Below are 14636 nucleotides of genomic sequence, written 5' to 3' on the forward strand. Positions count from 1 at the left end.
AAAAGCCTGATATATGGGTGGTGTGTGCGCGTACTTTTTCTCTAAAAAGCATCTGATATTGGAAAAATAACCTATATTTGCCCGCACATATGGAGAATTTTCATCAAATAAACATAATTCTATATCATGAGTAATTTAAAAAACACACAGGGCAAGATGACGAATTACCGTTGGGTAATTTGCGCCATGCTCTTTTTTGCTACAACGATTAACTATTTGGACCGTCAGGTATTATCCCTTACCTGGGATGAATTTATCAAGCCGGAATTCCATTGGGATGAATCACATTATGGAGATATTACAGCTATCTTTTCCATTGTATATGCGATCGGTATGTTATTTGCCGGCCGTTTTATTGACTGGATGGGAACAAAAAAAGGATTTCTCTGGGCTATTGGTGTATGGTCGGCAGGAGCCTGTATGCATGCTCTCTGTGGTATTGTCACAGAGCAATATGTAGGTCTTAGCTCTGCAGCGGAATTGGCTCAGGCAACAGGAGATGTAGCTGTTGTGATAGCGACAGTAAGTATGTATAGCTTTGTGGCTGCCCGTACTGTATTGGCTATTGGTGAAGCGGGGAACTTCCCTGCGGCCATTAAGGTAACAGCCGAATATTTCCCTAAGAAAGACCGTGCCTATGCAACAAGTATATTTAATGCGGGAGCCTCTATCGGAGCTTTGATCGCTCCCCTTTCTATTCCTTTGTTGGCCAAAGCGATGGGTTGGGAGATGGCATTCATTCTTATCGGGGCGTTAGGTTTTATCTGGATGGCATTCTGGGTATTTATGTATAAAAAACCGGAAGAGAATCCTCTTGTGAATGCGGCTGAATTAGATTATATCCTTTCCGATCGCGATAATGAAGAAGAGAAAGAAGAAAAGAAAGAAGAAGGCAGAAAACTATCTTTTGTTGAATGTTTCAAATTTAAACAAACCTGGGCGTTTGCATTTGGTAAGTTTATGACGGATGGTGTTTGGTGGTTCTTCCTTTTCTGGACTCCTTCTTATTTGAATACGCAATTTGGTATTAAGACATCTGAAGGCTTGGGTATTGCCCTTATCTTCACGCTTTATGCAATTACCATGTTATCTATTTACGGAGGTAAACTGCCTACCATCATTATCAATAAAACCGGAAAGAATCCGTATGCTGCTCGTATGCAGGCGATGCTGATGTTTGCATTCGTTCCGTTGGTTGTTCTTTTGGCTCAACCCTTAGGTACTATTTCACCCTGGTTCCCTATTATCATGATTGGTTTGGGAGGTGCTGCACATCAATCCTGGTCTGCTAATATCTTCTCTACAGTAGGAGATATGTTCCCCAAAACAGCGATTGCGACGGTAACCGGTATCGGTGGTATGGCCGGTGGTATTGGTTCGATGCTTTTGCAAAAAGTAGCGGGCGAGTTGTTCGTTTATGCTGGAGATACGAATATGACCTTTTTAGGATTTGAAGGTAAACCTGCAGGATACTTTATTATCTTCTGTTTCTGTGCCGTGGCTTATTTAATAGGCTGGACGGTTATGAAAACCTTGGTTCCGAAATACAAACCAATAACTGCGTAATAAAAAAGAGAGGCGAACTTATTCAAGTTCGCCTCTCTTTTTTTAATTGAAAATTGAAAATGGAGAATTGAAAATGTTTTGCAAAGCCTTAATTGATTAATTTATGCTTCGCGATCTTCAATACGTTAATCACTAATCACTAATCACTAATCACTAATCGTTAATCGTCCCCCGTACAATCTCTTCCTTGTCATTATCCCAATACATCGTTCGTCCTTCCAGGAATGCGCGTGTACCCATATGGGCTGTCATTGCTTCTTCGAAGGCTTGATCGATATTACAGCTCGGGGTTTTACCCTGACGGATACATTCCAACCATTCACGTATATGCAAGTGGGTGGTGTCGTATCGTTTACCATTCACATACGTATATAACAATCCGCGTTTGGCAAAATATAATTCAGTAGGTGAAGTCACCGTATCCGAGCTGTTCTGCCCCGGCACATAAGTATAGAAAGGAGCATCGGTAGGGATTACTCCCTCCTGGATCTTTTGTTTATACCGTTCGGAGTTTCTGTCGACGCTGATCTCCAGAATGTTGGATACCTGCATGGAGGCATCGCTACCCATAAACACCTTTCCCCGGCTCCGGGAACTGGCCAGGGTCGCGCTATAAAGCATGGTCATATTGTTCTTCGGAAACTCAAACGTGGTCTGTAACACATCCGGTACGGTACGTCCGTCTTTAAAGAAATAGACACCTCCCGAAGAAGTTGCCGAATGCGGAATGCCGACATGCATAATCTGATTAACGGCATCATATTCATGCGTTAATAAGTCGCCCGACAACCCTGTGCTATAATCCCACCAACAACGCCAGCGGAAGAAGCGTTCGAGACTGAATTTACTCCGTTCTTCGGGTCCGACATAACGTTCCAAACCATAGGTCTTCATATAATCCATGTATTCTTTGATCCGTTCTTCCGGTCCGTCGAACTGCTTCCAGTCGATCGTTGTCGGATTCGCTCCTTCAATAAGGTCGTATACCCAGGCGCCGTTCGGCGAGTTCCGGTTGGTACACACCTCTATGAGGTTCACATTCCCCAGTAATCCGTTGCCGATAATTTCTGCTGCTTTCTGATAACAATCCGTCTGTCTTCCCTGGTGTCCCAACTGGAAAACAACCCCTGTCTCTCTGATTGCCTCCCGTACCATATACGTCTCAGGCACAGTCCAGGATAAAGGTTTCTCTACGTATACGTGTTTTCCGGCACGTGCTGCATCCATTGCCATCGTGCTATGCCAATGGTCGGGAGAGGCAATGATTACGGCATCGATATCATCGGCTGCCAATAATTCTTTATAATGACGGTATCTCTTCGGCATCGGACCGAACTTGCCATTACTTCCTTCCCGGTTTATATTGGCACCAGCCAGTACAGCTGCATCTCCGTATACATCAAAGATATCACATACACCATTGACTACCACATTCAGGCTGTCCTGCTCCAGGTATTGCTGATGGCGTGTATCGTTTTTATTATTCTTATGTCCTTCAATCATGGAATCGATCCAGGAAGGTTCGGCGAAACCCGCCGCGCGAAGCAGTTGTTTGCCGCGGATACCGAAACCGATAATGCCCAGGCGGATCTGTTTGCCGTCTGCCTGGGGTTCCAGGAAGGAGGCTTGTTGGTTACTTAATTTAAATACATCGGATATATTCCGGTCTTTCAAGGCGTCTTTTCTTTTCTGATAGACACCGTAGGCCATGGCTCCCAATACGGGGACGGTAGCCAATGCCTTCAACGCATCCCGCCGTCCTTTGTCCGGCTGTTGGGGGGCGTTCGTTTGTTTGTTTGTCTCTTCTGCCATGATCGTATCAAATCAGTTTAAATTTTTGTAATACGGGACACTTCTTCTTCAATATCCGGTCGATACCATAAATATGTGAGGTACGAAAGACACAGAGTAATCCCAGAGCGGCAAATTCCACCATATTCTTATCTATCCAAAGATAGGAGCCTTCGAAAGGCATCATATAATCGGCACCGATAAAAGAAGGATGGGAAAGGGTATACATCAACAATAAGATCATTCCTCCGACAGAAGAAAGGCGATAGAATACGCCCAAGGTAAGGCCTAAGCCTACCAGTAGCAATGTCCATTCGTTGGCCAGATTGATAAAATTCATCAGGGCAGAATGTTGCGTCAGTTCAATAAAAAAAGAAGCGGCCGGTCCTTTCGAATCTAATAAGTAAGGCAGGGATGTCCAATGTGGATTCATTAATTTAACAAGCCCTTCATACATAAAATGCCAGCCGATAAAAAGCCGCAGCAACATCAGCCAGAAGAGCTGCGCTTGGGTATAATACGGATCTGTTTTCATTTGATTATGTCTAAATAAATTGAGTGTGAATAAAACAAAGTCAAGGTGTGGGGGTTGAAAAAAATAAAAACCCGAAGCCAAACACGATCATTCGGCTCCGGGTATATGTTTATTTAAATGTTATCTTCATAACATATTAGTCCAATACTTTTACTTTGATGTTACGGAACCATACATCATCTCCATGATCCTGTAAACCGATAAGACCTTCTCTGTTCGGGCCACCACATTCCAATAACAGGTCATAGGCTGCCGGCCAGTTTTCTTTGCTGAATTTGCTGTTGTCCAAAAGCGTTTTCCATTGGTCGGTCCACAAATGATATTCCACAACGGCTTTGTCGTTTTGGTAGTGAACAACAGTACCTTTGTAACAAAGGATCTTTGATTTGTTCCATTCACCAAAAGGTTTCGAATTCTGCGGTTTCGCCGGAATCATATCATACAAAGAAGCAGACATACGATTGCCATCGACACCTAGTTTAGCATCCGGATGGTTTACGTTATCCAATATCTGGTATTCAGGAGAAGAGACGTAAATAGGTTGTCCTTCTATCTCTTGTGCCAGGATGAATACACCTGAGTTGGATCCTTTGGCTACTTTCCATTCGAATTCCAGTTCGAAGTTTTTGAACTTATGATCGAAGATAAGGTCACCGCCATCTCCATCTTGGGCTTCACCACCGCCTGATCCGTTGAACTTTATTGCATTTTCATCAACGGTCCACTTTCCGGGAACCTTTGTTTTGTTGTACCCTCTCCAGCCTTTGAATGTTTCTCCATCGAAGATGGTGATCCATCCTTCACTGTCTTTCATGAAGGTGTTGTTTCCCAAAGTAACCGGCTCTTCTTTAGCCTTTTTAGACGAATTACAAGAAGCAAAAGCACACATCATAACGGCTGCACTTAGTAATAAAATTGACTTTTTCATTTCTCTGATATTATTTTAATTTTTGTACATGAGTTTATCTGGGCATGTCTACTAATTTCCAGCCTGCACGATAATTATGCTTAATCATCTCAGCTGCAAAAGCATTGGCGTTGATCGGATCGGTTTTGTCTTTGTCGAATGTCGGATGACCTTCTTTGATCTTGAAACCGTCTTTGATCACAATCTGAAGCTCTTCGTTGTCACCAATGTTGGTGAAGCGCATATTCGGTCCGTCCCAATGCAGCTCTTTGTTCAATTCCTGCAAGCGAACAGCCAATACACCCATGACAACCATTTCGTTGAAAGGACCTGCTTCGGAGAAATCCGATTTGGTCAGGATACGGTTGGCCGCACTTTCTTTACAAGCACGGATCCAGTCTTGTTCATGGCCTCCTCCCATCGCATTTTTCACCCGACGGCATTGTTGAGGAGCATTGGGAGTACGTCCGGAAAGCAACCAGGGGTTCACACCGTAGCAACCACAAATCAAGGTGTCTTTTGTGCCGTGGAAAATCACTGCACCACCGCTGTCGTTCATCTGACGACCTGCCGGCCAGCCTTTGGGTAGATCCGGACGCAAACCGCCGTCATACCAATGAACTTCCACTTCCGGCAAAGCAATCTTGGCCATATTATCCCGTGCAGGGAATACCAATTTGACATGTTGTGCCTGTGGTGCGCAATCTCTTAATAATAAAGTAGAAGAACCTTGTACCTTGGTAGGATAACCTAATTTCAGTCCTTTGAATACCGGATGTAAGATATGACAAGCCATATCTCCTAACGCACCGGTACCATAGGCCCACCAGCCGCGCCAGTTCCAAGGATGATAGATATTGTTGAACGGACGTAATTCAGCCGGGCCGGTGAATAGATCCCAATTCAATGTAGAAGGTATTTTGTCTGCTTTTTCCGGTGTCATCAAACCTTGTGGCCAGATAGGACGGTCGGTAAAGGCTTCTACCTTGGTTACTTCACCGATCTCTCCGTTCCAAAGCCATTCGCATACCAAATCCACTCCTTCTGCCGAAGATCCTTGGTTACCCATTTGAGTAGCAACCTGATGCTTGGCGGCCAATTTGGTTAACAAACGAGATTCGTACACAGAGTGTGTCAGTGGTTTTTGTGTAAAGGCATGTTTGCCCATTGCAATGGCATCGGCTGTGATAATCGCATGCGTATGGTCTGCCGTAGCTACCATAACGGCATCTATCGATTTGCCCATTTCATCGTACATTTTCCGGTAATCCCAGTACTTTTTAGCCTGTGCATACTTCGTGAAAACATCTTTTGAATATTTCCAGTCTACATCACACAGAGCGACGATGTTTTCTGTTTCCATGTTACGCAGGTTGGCTTTTCCCATACCTCCGATACCAATACCGGCAATATTCAACTTGTCTGTTGGCGCTGTGTGTCCGTGGCTTTTACCCAGAACTGCATTGGGTACAATAGTCAAAGCCGCAGCTGCTACAGACCCCTTTTGAAGAAAAGATCTTCTTGAAATGTTAGTCATTGTAATAATAATTAATAGATTAGCATTAAATAATGATACATTTGGTCTAAATTTATCTTGTATCAAAACATTGTGTCGCAAATATAACCAATGCCCTGTTAACAACAAATCAGGGATTCTGCTTTCTTGTTTAAAATAATTATTTTTAACAGATGGGTCTCTTCTTCTCCTTTCAACCGGCTTGAAAGGGGAAGATACCTGTTTTTTGCGGGATGATTCTAGTGTTGATAGCTATCGTTACTACTGACGATAGCTATCATCAGTAGTAACGATAGTTATCGTCAGTAGTAACGATAGCTATCAACACTAAAATAATCTCTTGTTTTTGACATAAATATCCTTGTTCATTCTGAAAAACAGGAGGGCATCTATTCTCTTTTTTGCTGTAAAAGCGGCCACAAGAAAGAAGGCTTAGCTGACAAGCTTCTCCTATGGGTGGCTCTTTTATTTACCGGCCTTTATAGTTGGCAGAATCAAGGGAAACTTGTAATATTGTATGCAAATAACTTATCCTATGGATTTATATACACCTATACATATACCTCCGGCTTCTTTTCCTTTTTCGTATGCAGACAGGATACTCTTATTGGGTTCCTGTTTTGCGGAGAATATAGGCGAGCGGTTGAATGAAAATAAGTTTCCTGTCGACGTGAATCCTTTGGGTATCGTCTATAATCCAGCTTCGGTAGCCCAGGCATTGCAACGCTTGATCCGGCCGGAAGAGTTTGTTGCAGCGGATTTGTTTGCCTACCAGGGAGGATATCATAGTTTCATGCATCACAGCCGTTTCTCCGCCCCCTCGCAAGAGGAAGCCCTGGAGCAGATGAATAAGAGATTGACGGATTCGGCTCAGGAATTGCTGCAGATAAACCGTTTGGTGGTGACCTGGGGTACTGCCTGTGTTTATCGGTTGAAAGAGAACGGTCGCATTGTCTCTAATTGTCATAAACTGCCGGAGAAGATGTTCGACCGGCAGATGTTGACAGTCGATGAGATTGTTGCCCAATGGAAAGAGTTGCTTCTTTCTCTGTGGGCATATAATGGGCGGATCAAACTGGTTTTTACGGTTAGTCCTATCCGGCATTGGAAAGATGGAGCGCATGGAAATCAATTGAGTAAGGCTACATTGTTGTTGGCTATCCATCATTTACAACAAGCATTTCCCGAGCGGGTGGCTTATTTTCCGGCCTATGAGATCTTATTGGATGAGTTGCGCGATTACCGGTATTATGCCGATGATATGTTGCATCCCTCTCCTCTGGCCATCGACTATATATGGGAACGTTTTGCGGAAGTCTATTTCTCGGCAGAAACCCAAAAGGGGATGAAAGACTGGCAGGAGATACGAAAAGCGGTGAACCACAAACCTTTTCAGGTAGAGAGCGAAGGTCATCAGCAGTTTATCCGCCAAACTTTGTTAAAGTTGGAACAACTTCACCGGAAAATGCCTTCCTTTGATATAGAAAAAGAAAAGAGACTGTTGCAGTCGAAGTTGCTCTAAGGAAATCATATGGAATACACTATAAAAGAGATTGCCCGCATCATTGAGGCACAAACAAACAACATACAGGACGACAGTATCCGTATCTTGCTGACCGACAGCCGGCGGTTGTCTTTTCCTGAACAAAGCCTGTTCTTTGCCCTGGCGACAAAAACAAATGACGGACATAAATATATAGAAGAGCTTTATAAATTAAGGGTGCGCAACTTTGTGGTCAGTGAGATACGCCCGGCCTATGCCGCCTTGACCGGTGCGAACTTCCTCCTGGTGAAAGATACGATAAAGGCTTTGCAGAAGCTGGCGGCCTATCATCGGCAACGTTTTCAGATTCCGGTTGTCGGCATCACCGGCAGCAACGGAAAAACGGTCGTGAAGGAGTTCCTTTATCAACTGTTGCATCATGAATTTAACATCGTGCGTTCGCCTCGTAGCTATAATTCCCAACTCGGAGTGCCTCTTTCCGTGTGGGAGATGAACGAGAAACATACGTTGGGTATTTTTGAAGCCGGTATCTCTCAACCGGATGAGATGGAAAAGTTGCAACCCATCATTGCACCCACCGTCGGCATACTGACGAATATAGGAGAGGCGCATCAGGAAAACTTTTTGTCTGCCAAGCAAAAATGCCAGGAGAAACTCATGCTTTTTGCCGAGGCGGATGCAATTATTTATGATGGAGACAATCAGTTTCTGACCGATTGCATCGAGTCGTCTCTGCTTTCTCACAAAGCCTTGGGCTGGAGCCGCGTCGATTCGGATGCCCCTCTTTTTATCGATTCGATACAGAAAAAAGAAGGAAAAACGATCCTTTCTTATACGTTGTTGGGTATCGATCGGCAGATCGTGATACCGTTTACCGATGATGCTTCCATCGAAAATGTGATTCATTGCCTGGCGTTGATGCTTTACCTCAAACCAACCTGTATCGGGGATACCGACAAGTTTGCACAATTGGAACCGGTGGATATGCGGCTGGATATAAAACAGGGGGTAAATAACTGCATGTTAATCAATGATACCTATAACTCGGATATAAACTCCCTCGATATAGCCCTTAGCTTTCAACAAAGCCGGAAGATGGACAAGACCATGAAGACTACCTTGATCTTGTCGGATATCCTGCAGTCGGGCACCTTGCCGAAGTCGCTGTATAAAAAGGTGGCCGACCTGGTGCACCGCAAGAAGGTGGACCGTTTGATCGGTATCGGCCGGGATTTGATGGATTATGGTGCCTTCTTTGATATAGAGAAGGCGTTTTACCGTACCACCGAGGAATTTATCCAATCCGGGGCATACCGTCATTTGCAGGATGAACTTATCCTGATCAAAGGATCCCGTCATTTTCACTTTGAGCGGATCACGGAACTGTTGGAGAAGAAGGTGCATGAAACCATCCTGGAGGTGAACCTGGATGCGGTCATTCATAACTTCAATTATTACCGTTCCCGGTTGCAGCCGCAGACGAAGATGATCTGTATGGTGAAAGCTTTTGGTTACGGAGCGGGGTCTCATGAGATCGCTAAGACCTTGCAGGAACAACGTTGCGACTATCTGGCAGTGGCAGTGGCCGACGAAGGAGCGGAACTACGCCAGGTGGGAATCTCGATCCCGGTTATCGTGATGAATCCCGAATTCAATAGTTTTAATGTGCTTTTTGAAAATCATCTGGAGCCGGAAGTATATAGTTTCCGCCTCCTGGATGCGCTCATCCATGAAACGGAACGGCGCGGAATCATTTCTTACCCTATACATATAAAGGTGGATACGGGTATGCACCGCCTGGGCTTTCAACCGGAAGATATGCCACGTATCGTATCCCGCCTGAAGGAACAAAGCGGGGTGACGGCCCGTTCTTTGTTTTCTCACCTGGCAGCAGCAGATACAAGTACACAGGATGCGTTTACCCGCAAGCAGATCTCCTTGTTTCAGCAGGCGGCAGCTGTGTTGGAGGAAGGCCTGGGACAGCAGGTGATAAAACATATCTTAAACTCCGCAGGCATAGAGCGTTTTGTCGATTATCAGATGGATATGGTCCGGCTGGGAATTGGTTTGTATGGCGTGAGTGCGTCCGGGCAGAGAGGGCTACAGCCTGTGAGTACATTGCGCACGACCATCCTGCAAATACAGGAGGTGGCTGCCGGTGATTCGATCGGGTACAACCGGATGACGTTTGTGGAGCGCGACTCCCGCATAGCGATTATCCCCATCGGTTATGCGGATGGGTTGGACCGGCATCTGAGCAATCGGGTAGGAGAGGTGTCTATAAAAGGGGTGCGCTGTCCGATTGTCGGTAATATATGTATGGACGCCTGTATGATCGATGTGACCGATACGGATGCCTGCGAGGGAGATCCGGTAATTGTTTTTGGAAAAGAACTGCCTGTGAATGAATTGTCGGACAGCCTGCGAACGATACCGTATGAGATATTGACTTCTATCTCCCCCCGTGTGAAAAGGGTGTATTATAGGGAGTAGGCGTGTGGGGCTGTATTATTTCAGTCTTTTTCTAGTTTTTCCGGGTCATCCGGGAATAATAGCAGTATAACAAAAAAAGAAGGCATCCCTTTTGGGATACCCTCTTTTTTGTTTTGAGCGAAAGACGGGATTCGAACCCGCGACCCTAACCTTGGCAAGGTTATGCTCTACCAACTGAGCTACTTTCGCATGATTTGTATATTGGCAATCTTGTTTACCGGAAAGGGTAAAATTGATTTGCGCGACAAAGATAAATAAAAATTCAGTCAAAACAAGATAAATAAGATCAAACTCTTTCAGGAAATCTCTTTTTTGCCCTCTTTTTTGGGGGGGATTTATTTTATAGGGAACGCATTGGGCGATCCTGTCTGCGCGGGCGATAAGGACTTTCGTGGGATTTTCATCTTCTTATAAGAAAAAAAGGGCGATGCCATTACAGCATCACCCCATCACTTCACTCAGTATTAATATTAAAAAATTATATTTTTTCAGAAGGAACCTCTTCCTTTTTTCTCTTCTTCAATCGTCCGGCCTTGCGTAATGCCTGATCCAATATGTATTGTATTTGGCCATTGGTGCTGCGAAACTCCTCGGTAGCCCATTTTTCAATAGACTCCATCATGTCCGCATCCATCCTTAGGATAAAGCTTTTTGTGCTGTTTTCCTTTTTAGCCATTTCGATTGCACAGGTTTAATGGCGCAAAGTGCCGGTGTGAGTAAGAGCTATAAAGCCGGATAATGTCAAACTCTTAAGAGGTAATTTAAATGATTTCATAACGATTAATATATGATATTAATATGATATCACAAATATACATGATTATTTTTCTAAATACCAAGCTATTGTGGTATAGATGTGTGATGTTTTAATAAATTTTATAGATTAGATGTTTAGGGTATTCTTTTACGGAACTCAATTGGAGAAACACCCGACTTGCGTTTGAAAAATTTCCCGAAAGATGCCTGGTCGGAAAAGTTAAGCAAAGCAGCTATTTCCTGTATCGACAATCTGGAATGTGTAAGTAAATTCCGGGATTCACTGTACAACATTTCGAAAATAAATTCATTCACAGTCTGCCCTGTTATGCGTTTCACGATCAAAGTCAAGTAGTGAGATGTCATATTCAGACGGGAAGCATAAAAATCAACCTTATGTTCTGTTCTATAGTTTGCGACCAAAAGTTCTATAAACAATCCTATAATGTTTTCGTGTCGGGTAAGGTTGCTATTATCCTGCAATCCGGTATCTTTTTCTATTATATTGCTCAAGTCGAGGTAAAAAGCAAAAAGGCTGTTGAGAATCATCTCCTTGTAATAGAAATGGTCGCATTTATCTATTGCTTTGTCTACAGAAAGTATTCTGTTTTTCAATAATAAAGTATTGACTTTGTTTAGCTTTACAATAGGGGTGTTATATAATATTGCTCCATACTTTATTCGCTTGTAAATCATATCTGTTGCGTCCATTTCCTCCATGAAATCTTTACTTACAAGCAGACACAAACACTGAAAGTCGGATGTACATGATATGAATCTGAATAAATGAGAGACTGTCAATAATATGACTGTTTCTTTCTCAATCTGGTACGATTTATAATTAATCTGGATTTCTCCACTTCCAGATAAAACCAGTATGGCAACAATGGCATTCAGGTAGGCAGGTTGTGATAATTGCGAATTTATACTATCACGATTTATCGCAATACAATTTATCTTCTCTCTTGTATCATTTGATATATCTATATCAGAGAGTAAGTCCCCGATGTTTTTAATATTTATTTTGCTGATCATATCTATGTCAATTATAAGTTCAGTAAAGATACAAAATGTTCAAATAAAACTAATTATGTTCATTTTTAAATGAATGAAACGATTTCAGATTTGCGACCTTTGCACCCGCATTTCCGGAATGCTTGTATAGCATCAAATAAGTATATGAAGATAATAAAAGAAGTATTGATCTTTACTCTGCTGATGGCTAATTCAGCCATCGTGTACAGTCAAAGTACACAAATAAGAAAATTGAGTATTGAAGAAATGTTCAACTTGGCAGATAATAACAGCCGGAGTATTCGTGTTTTTGATTTTGCAGAGAAAGAATCAGAACAAGCTATCAAAGTAGCCGAAAATGCAAAGCTGCCATCTATCGATGTTTCGCTAGCTGCAAGCTATCTGGGTGACGGATGGATTGCCGACCGGGATTTTTCGAATGGGACTAATGCTCCGATGCCTCATTTGGGGAACAACTTTGCTATAGAGGCATCACAAGTAATATATGCAGGTGGAGCTATATCCAGTAGTATTGCCCTTGCAAAGCTGCAGTATCAGTTAGCACGCTTAGACAAGGAAAAGAACAGGCAAGACATTCGCTTTTTGCTGCTGGGCAATTATCTGGAGATGTATAAGCTACGCAATCAAGAAGAAGTGTATCTGAAAAATATTGAGCAGACTAAGCAACTTTTGTCCGAAATTCAAGCCCGGCAGAAAGAAGGCCTTGCCCTGAAAAACGATATTACCCGTTATGAACTGCAACTGAAATCGTTGGAGTTGGCTCTGATGCAGGTAAGAAATAGTATTATCATTTTAAATGACCAGTTAATAACAGTCTTGGGTTTGCCCGAAGAAACCATGGTCGAAGTAGATGCAAGCCTGTTATCCCATATACCTTCCATATCGAACGAAGCGCAATGGCAACAGGCTGCATCGAATACATCTCCGCTATTACAGCAGTCGAAGCTTAGGGTAGAACAATCAAAAAAATATGAGAAGACGGCTAAATCGGAACGATTGCCATCCATCGCTTTGTTTGCAGCCAACCATTTTGATGGACCAATAACAATAGAAGTACCACCGATAAATAAGAATTTCAATTATTGGTATGCCGGAGTTTTCGTAAAATTCAATCTGGCATCTCTTTATAAATCGGGAAAGAGCATCAAACAGGCAAGAATATCAACACAAAAAGCTGTTGAAAATGATCTATTATTACAAGAAAACATTCAAACAGAAATCAAAGCTGCATATATACGGTTTGTAGAATCTTTTACAATGCATAACACTCAAATGAAAAGTCTTGAGTTAGCCTCTCAGAATTATGACACGGTGAACAAGCGGTATCTGAATGATTTGGCATTGATTACCGATATGCTCGATGCGAGTAATTCTAAGCTAAATGCAGAATTACAAGTGGCTAATGCACAGATCAATATACTTTTCAATTATTATAAATTGGAAAAAGTATCAGGGAATTTATAAAGTTTACAGACTCTATTTAATAAAAGAAAAAACGATGAAACAAAAAACGAAGAAACTGATTTACAATATAGTTGTCGGACTGCTGATTGCTTTGGGTATTATCTGGGTAAGCATGAAATTTATCCATCTGGGAAATGTGGAACATACCGAAAATGCTCAGGTTAAACAATTGATCGTGCCGGTCAATTCTCGTGTGCAAGGCTTTATATCAGTGGTTTATTTTGATGAATATCAACCTGTAAAAAAGGGTGACACATTAGCGGTAATAGAAGATACGGAGTTTAGATTCCGCTTAGCACAAGCTGAAGCCGATTATCAAAATGCCTTATCGGGTAAATCGGTAGCGACAACCACAGTAAACACTACCCAAAACAATATAATTGTTTCGGAGGCTTCAATTAAAGAAGCTAAAATAAGATTAGATAATGCCGAACGGGAATATAGCCGCTACAAGAATTTGTATGAACAAGATGCAGTAACAAAACAGCAATATGATGCTGTGCAAACCAATTATGATGCATCGAAAGCCCGATACGAGTTGTTACTCCATCAGAAGCAATCGACCGCCCTTGTCAAACAGGAGCAGACTCATAGGCTAGGGCAGACAGATGCCGGTATTAAATTGGCTGAAGCAGCATTGGAACTGGCTAAATTGAATCTTTCTTATACTGTTATTATAGCTCCTTGTGATGGTGTAACAGGAAGAAAAAATATACAGGAAGGACAACTTATTCAACCGGGACAGACATTGGTCGATATTGTAGATGAGAACGATAAATGGGTGGTTGCCAATTACAAAGAAACCCAAACAGCGCATATCCGTGAAGGTCTGACAGTAGATATTGAAGTAGATGCGATCCCCAATGTTGTTTTCAAGGGAGTGGTAAAGTCAATATCACAGGCTACGGGTTCAAGCTTTTCATTGATGCCGCAGGATAATTCTGCCGGGAATTTTGTGAAAATAGAACAACGGATACCCATCCATATCGAGTTTTCGAAAGAAAATGATGCGAATGATATGGCGCGTCTTCGTGCAGGTATGAATGCAGAGTGCATTGTAAATTATTGA

General features: G+C 42.7%; 11 protein-coding genes and 1 tRNA gene. 5 read left to right on the forward strand and 7 right to left on the reverse strand.

Annotated features, from left to right (window positions below; translation table 11 throughout):
* Nucleotides 1–126: 126 nt before the first annotated feature.
* On the forward strand, nt 127–1566 hold the full coding sequence (locus tag D0T51_RS04250; protein WP_163725644.1) for an MFS transporter: 1440 nt from the start codon (nt 127–129) through the stop codon (nt 1564–1566).
* 153 nt (nt 1567–1719) lie between these two features.
* Here the strand turns inward: D0T51_RS04250 and D0T51_RS04255 are convergent, their stop codons facing one another.
* From D0T51_RS04255 to D0T51_RS04270, 4 genes are all read right to left on the reverse strand, one after another.
* Nucleotides 1720–3378 carry a Gfo/Idh/MocA family protein gene (locus D0T51_RS04255; RefSeq protein ID WP_163725646.1) on the reverse strand — a complete coding sequence of 553 codons (1659 nt, stop codon included), beginning with the start codon at nt 3376–3378 and terminating at the stop codon, nt 1720–1722.
* A gap of 7 nt (nt 3379–3385) precedes the next feature.
* Entirely contained in the window at nt 3386–3892 is a 507-nt protein-coding gene (locus D0T51_RS04260; protein ID WP_163725648.1) for a DoxX family membrane protein, read from the reverse strand.
* A 136-nt stretch (nt 3893–4028) separates the two neighbouring features.
* The gene (locus tag D0T51_RS04265; protein WP_163725651.1) at nt 4029–4820 is read right to left on the reverse strand and encodes a DUF1080 domain-containing protein; all 792 of its coding nucleotides are present in this window, start codon (nt 4818–4820) and stop codon (nt 4029–4031) included.
* 34 nt (nt 4821–4854) lie between these two features.
* Entirely contained in the window at nt 4855–6336 is a 1482-nt protein-coding gene (locus D0T51_RS04270; protein ID WP_163725655.1) for a Gfo/Idh/MocA family protein, read from the reverse strand.
* Nucleotides 6337–6850: 514 nt separating this feature from the next.
* Between D0T51_RS04270 and D0T51_RS04275 the strand changes: the two genes are divergently transcribed.
* Both D0T51_RS04275 and D0T51_RS04280 read left to right on the forward strand, forming a co-directional pair.
* Complete coding sequence (locus D0T51_RS04275) at nt 6851–7837, forward strand: GSCFA domain-containing protein (protein ID WP_163725658.1); 987 nt, start codon at nt 6851–6853, stop codon at nt 7835–7837.
* 9 nt (nt 7838–7846) lie between these two features.
* Nucleotides 7847–10312 carry a bifunctional UDP-N-acetylmuramoyl-tripeptide:D-alanyl-D-alanine ligase/alanine racemase gene (locus D0T51_RS04280; RefSeq protein ID WP_163725661.1) on the forward strand — a complete coding sequence of 822 codons (2466 nt, stop codon included), beginning with the start codon at nt 7847–7849 and terminating at the stop codon, nt 10310–10312.
* 116 nt (nt 10313–10428) lie between these two features.
* Here the strand turns inward: D0T51_RS04280 and D0T51_RS04285 are convergent.
* From D0T51_RS04285 to D0T51_RS04295, 3 genes are all read right to left on the reverse strand, one after another.
* A tRNA-Gly gene (locus tag D0T51_RS04285) sits at nt 10429–10501 on the reverse strand.
* A gap of 289 nt (nt 10502–10790) precedes the next feature.
* Entirely contained in the window at nt 10791–10988 is a 198-nt protein-coding gene (locus D0T51_RS04290) for an Arc family DNA-binding protein (protein ID WP_163725663.1), read from the reverse strand.
* A 215-nt stretch (nt 10989–11203) separates the two neighbouring features.
* Nucleotides 11204–11788 (reverse strand): AraC family transcriptional regulator, encoded by a 585-nt coding sequence (locus tag D0T51_RS04295; RefSeq protein WP_239056672.1) that lies wholly within the window; start codon nt 11786–11788, stop codon nt 11204–11206.
* 459 nt (nt 11789–12247) lie between these two features.
* On the opposite strand from D0T51_RS04295, the gene D0T51_RS04300 reads away from it, so the two are divergent.
* Both D0T51_RS04300 and D0T51_RS04305 read left to right on the forward strand, forming a co-directional pair.
* Nucleotides 12248–13567 (forward strand): TolC family protein, encoded by a 1320-nt coding sequence (locus D0T51_RS04300; RefSeq protein WP_163725669.1) that lies wholly within the window; start codon nt 12248–12250, stop codon nt 13565–13567.
* Between the two features lie 34 nt (nt 13568–13601).
* Nucleotides 13602–14636 carry an HlyD family secretion protein gene (locus D0T51_RS04305; RefSeq protein ID WP_163725672.1) on the forward strand — a complete coding sequence of 345 codons (1035 nt, stop codon included), beginning with the start codon at nt 13602–13604 and terminating at the stop codon, nt 14634–14636.

The organism is Parabacteroides sp. 52 (assembly GCF_010500925.1).
Lineage (GTDB): Bacteria > Bacteroidota > Bacteroidia > Bacteroidales > Tannerellaceae > QVMG01.

What these genes read in the sequence shown, in the direction of transcription:
- D0T51_RS04250 (WP_163725644.1), top strand. Translation starts at nt 127, where the DNA reads ATGAGTAATTTAAAAAACACACAGGGCAAGATGACGAATTACCGTTGG.
- D0T51_RS04270 (WP_163725655.1), bottom strand. Translation starts at nt 6,336, where the DNA reads ATGACTAACATTTCAAGAAGATCTTTTCTTCAAAAGGGGTCTGTAGCA.
- D0T51_RS04290 (WP_163725663.1), bottom strand. Translation starts at nt 10,988, where the DNA reads ATGGCTAAAAAGGAAAACAGCACAAAAAGCTTTATCCTAAGGATGGAT.
- D0T51_RS04275 (WP_163725658.1), top strand. Translation starts at nt 6,851, where the DNA reads ATGGATTTATATACACCTATACATATACCTCCGGCTTCTTTTCCTTTT.
- D0T51_RS04280 (WP_163725661.1), top strand. Translation starts at nt 7,847, where the DNA reads ATGGAATACACTATAAAAGAGATTGCCCGCATCATTGAGGCACAAACA.
- D0T51_RS04265 (WP_163725651.1), bottom strand. Translation starts at nt 4,820, where the DNA reads ATGAAAAAGTCAATTTTATTACTAAGTGCAGCCGTTATGATGTGTGCT.
- D0T51_RS04295 (WP_239056672.1), bottom strand. Translation starts at nt 11,788, where the DNA reads ATGGAGGAAATGGACGCAACAGATATGATTTACAAGCGAATAAAGTAT.
- D0T51_RS04305 (WP_163725672.1), top strand. Translation starts at nt 13,602, where the DNA reads ATGAAACAAAAAACGAAGAAACTGATTTACAATATAGTTGTCGGACTG.
- D0T51_RS04300 (WP_163725669.1), top strand. Translation starts at nt 12,248, where the DNA reads ATGAAGATAATAAAAGAAGTATTGATCTTTACTCTGCTGATGGCTAAT.
- D0T51_RS04255 (WP_163725646.1), bottom strand. Translation starts at nt 3,378, where the DNA reads ATGGCAGAAGAGACAAACAAACAAACGAACGCCCCCCAACAGCCGGAC.
- D0T51_RS04260 (WP_163725648.1), bottom strand. Translation starts at nt 3,892, where the DNA reads ATGAAAACAGATCCGTATTATACCCAAGCGCAGCTCTTCTGGCTGATG.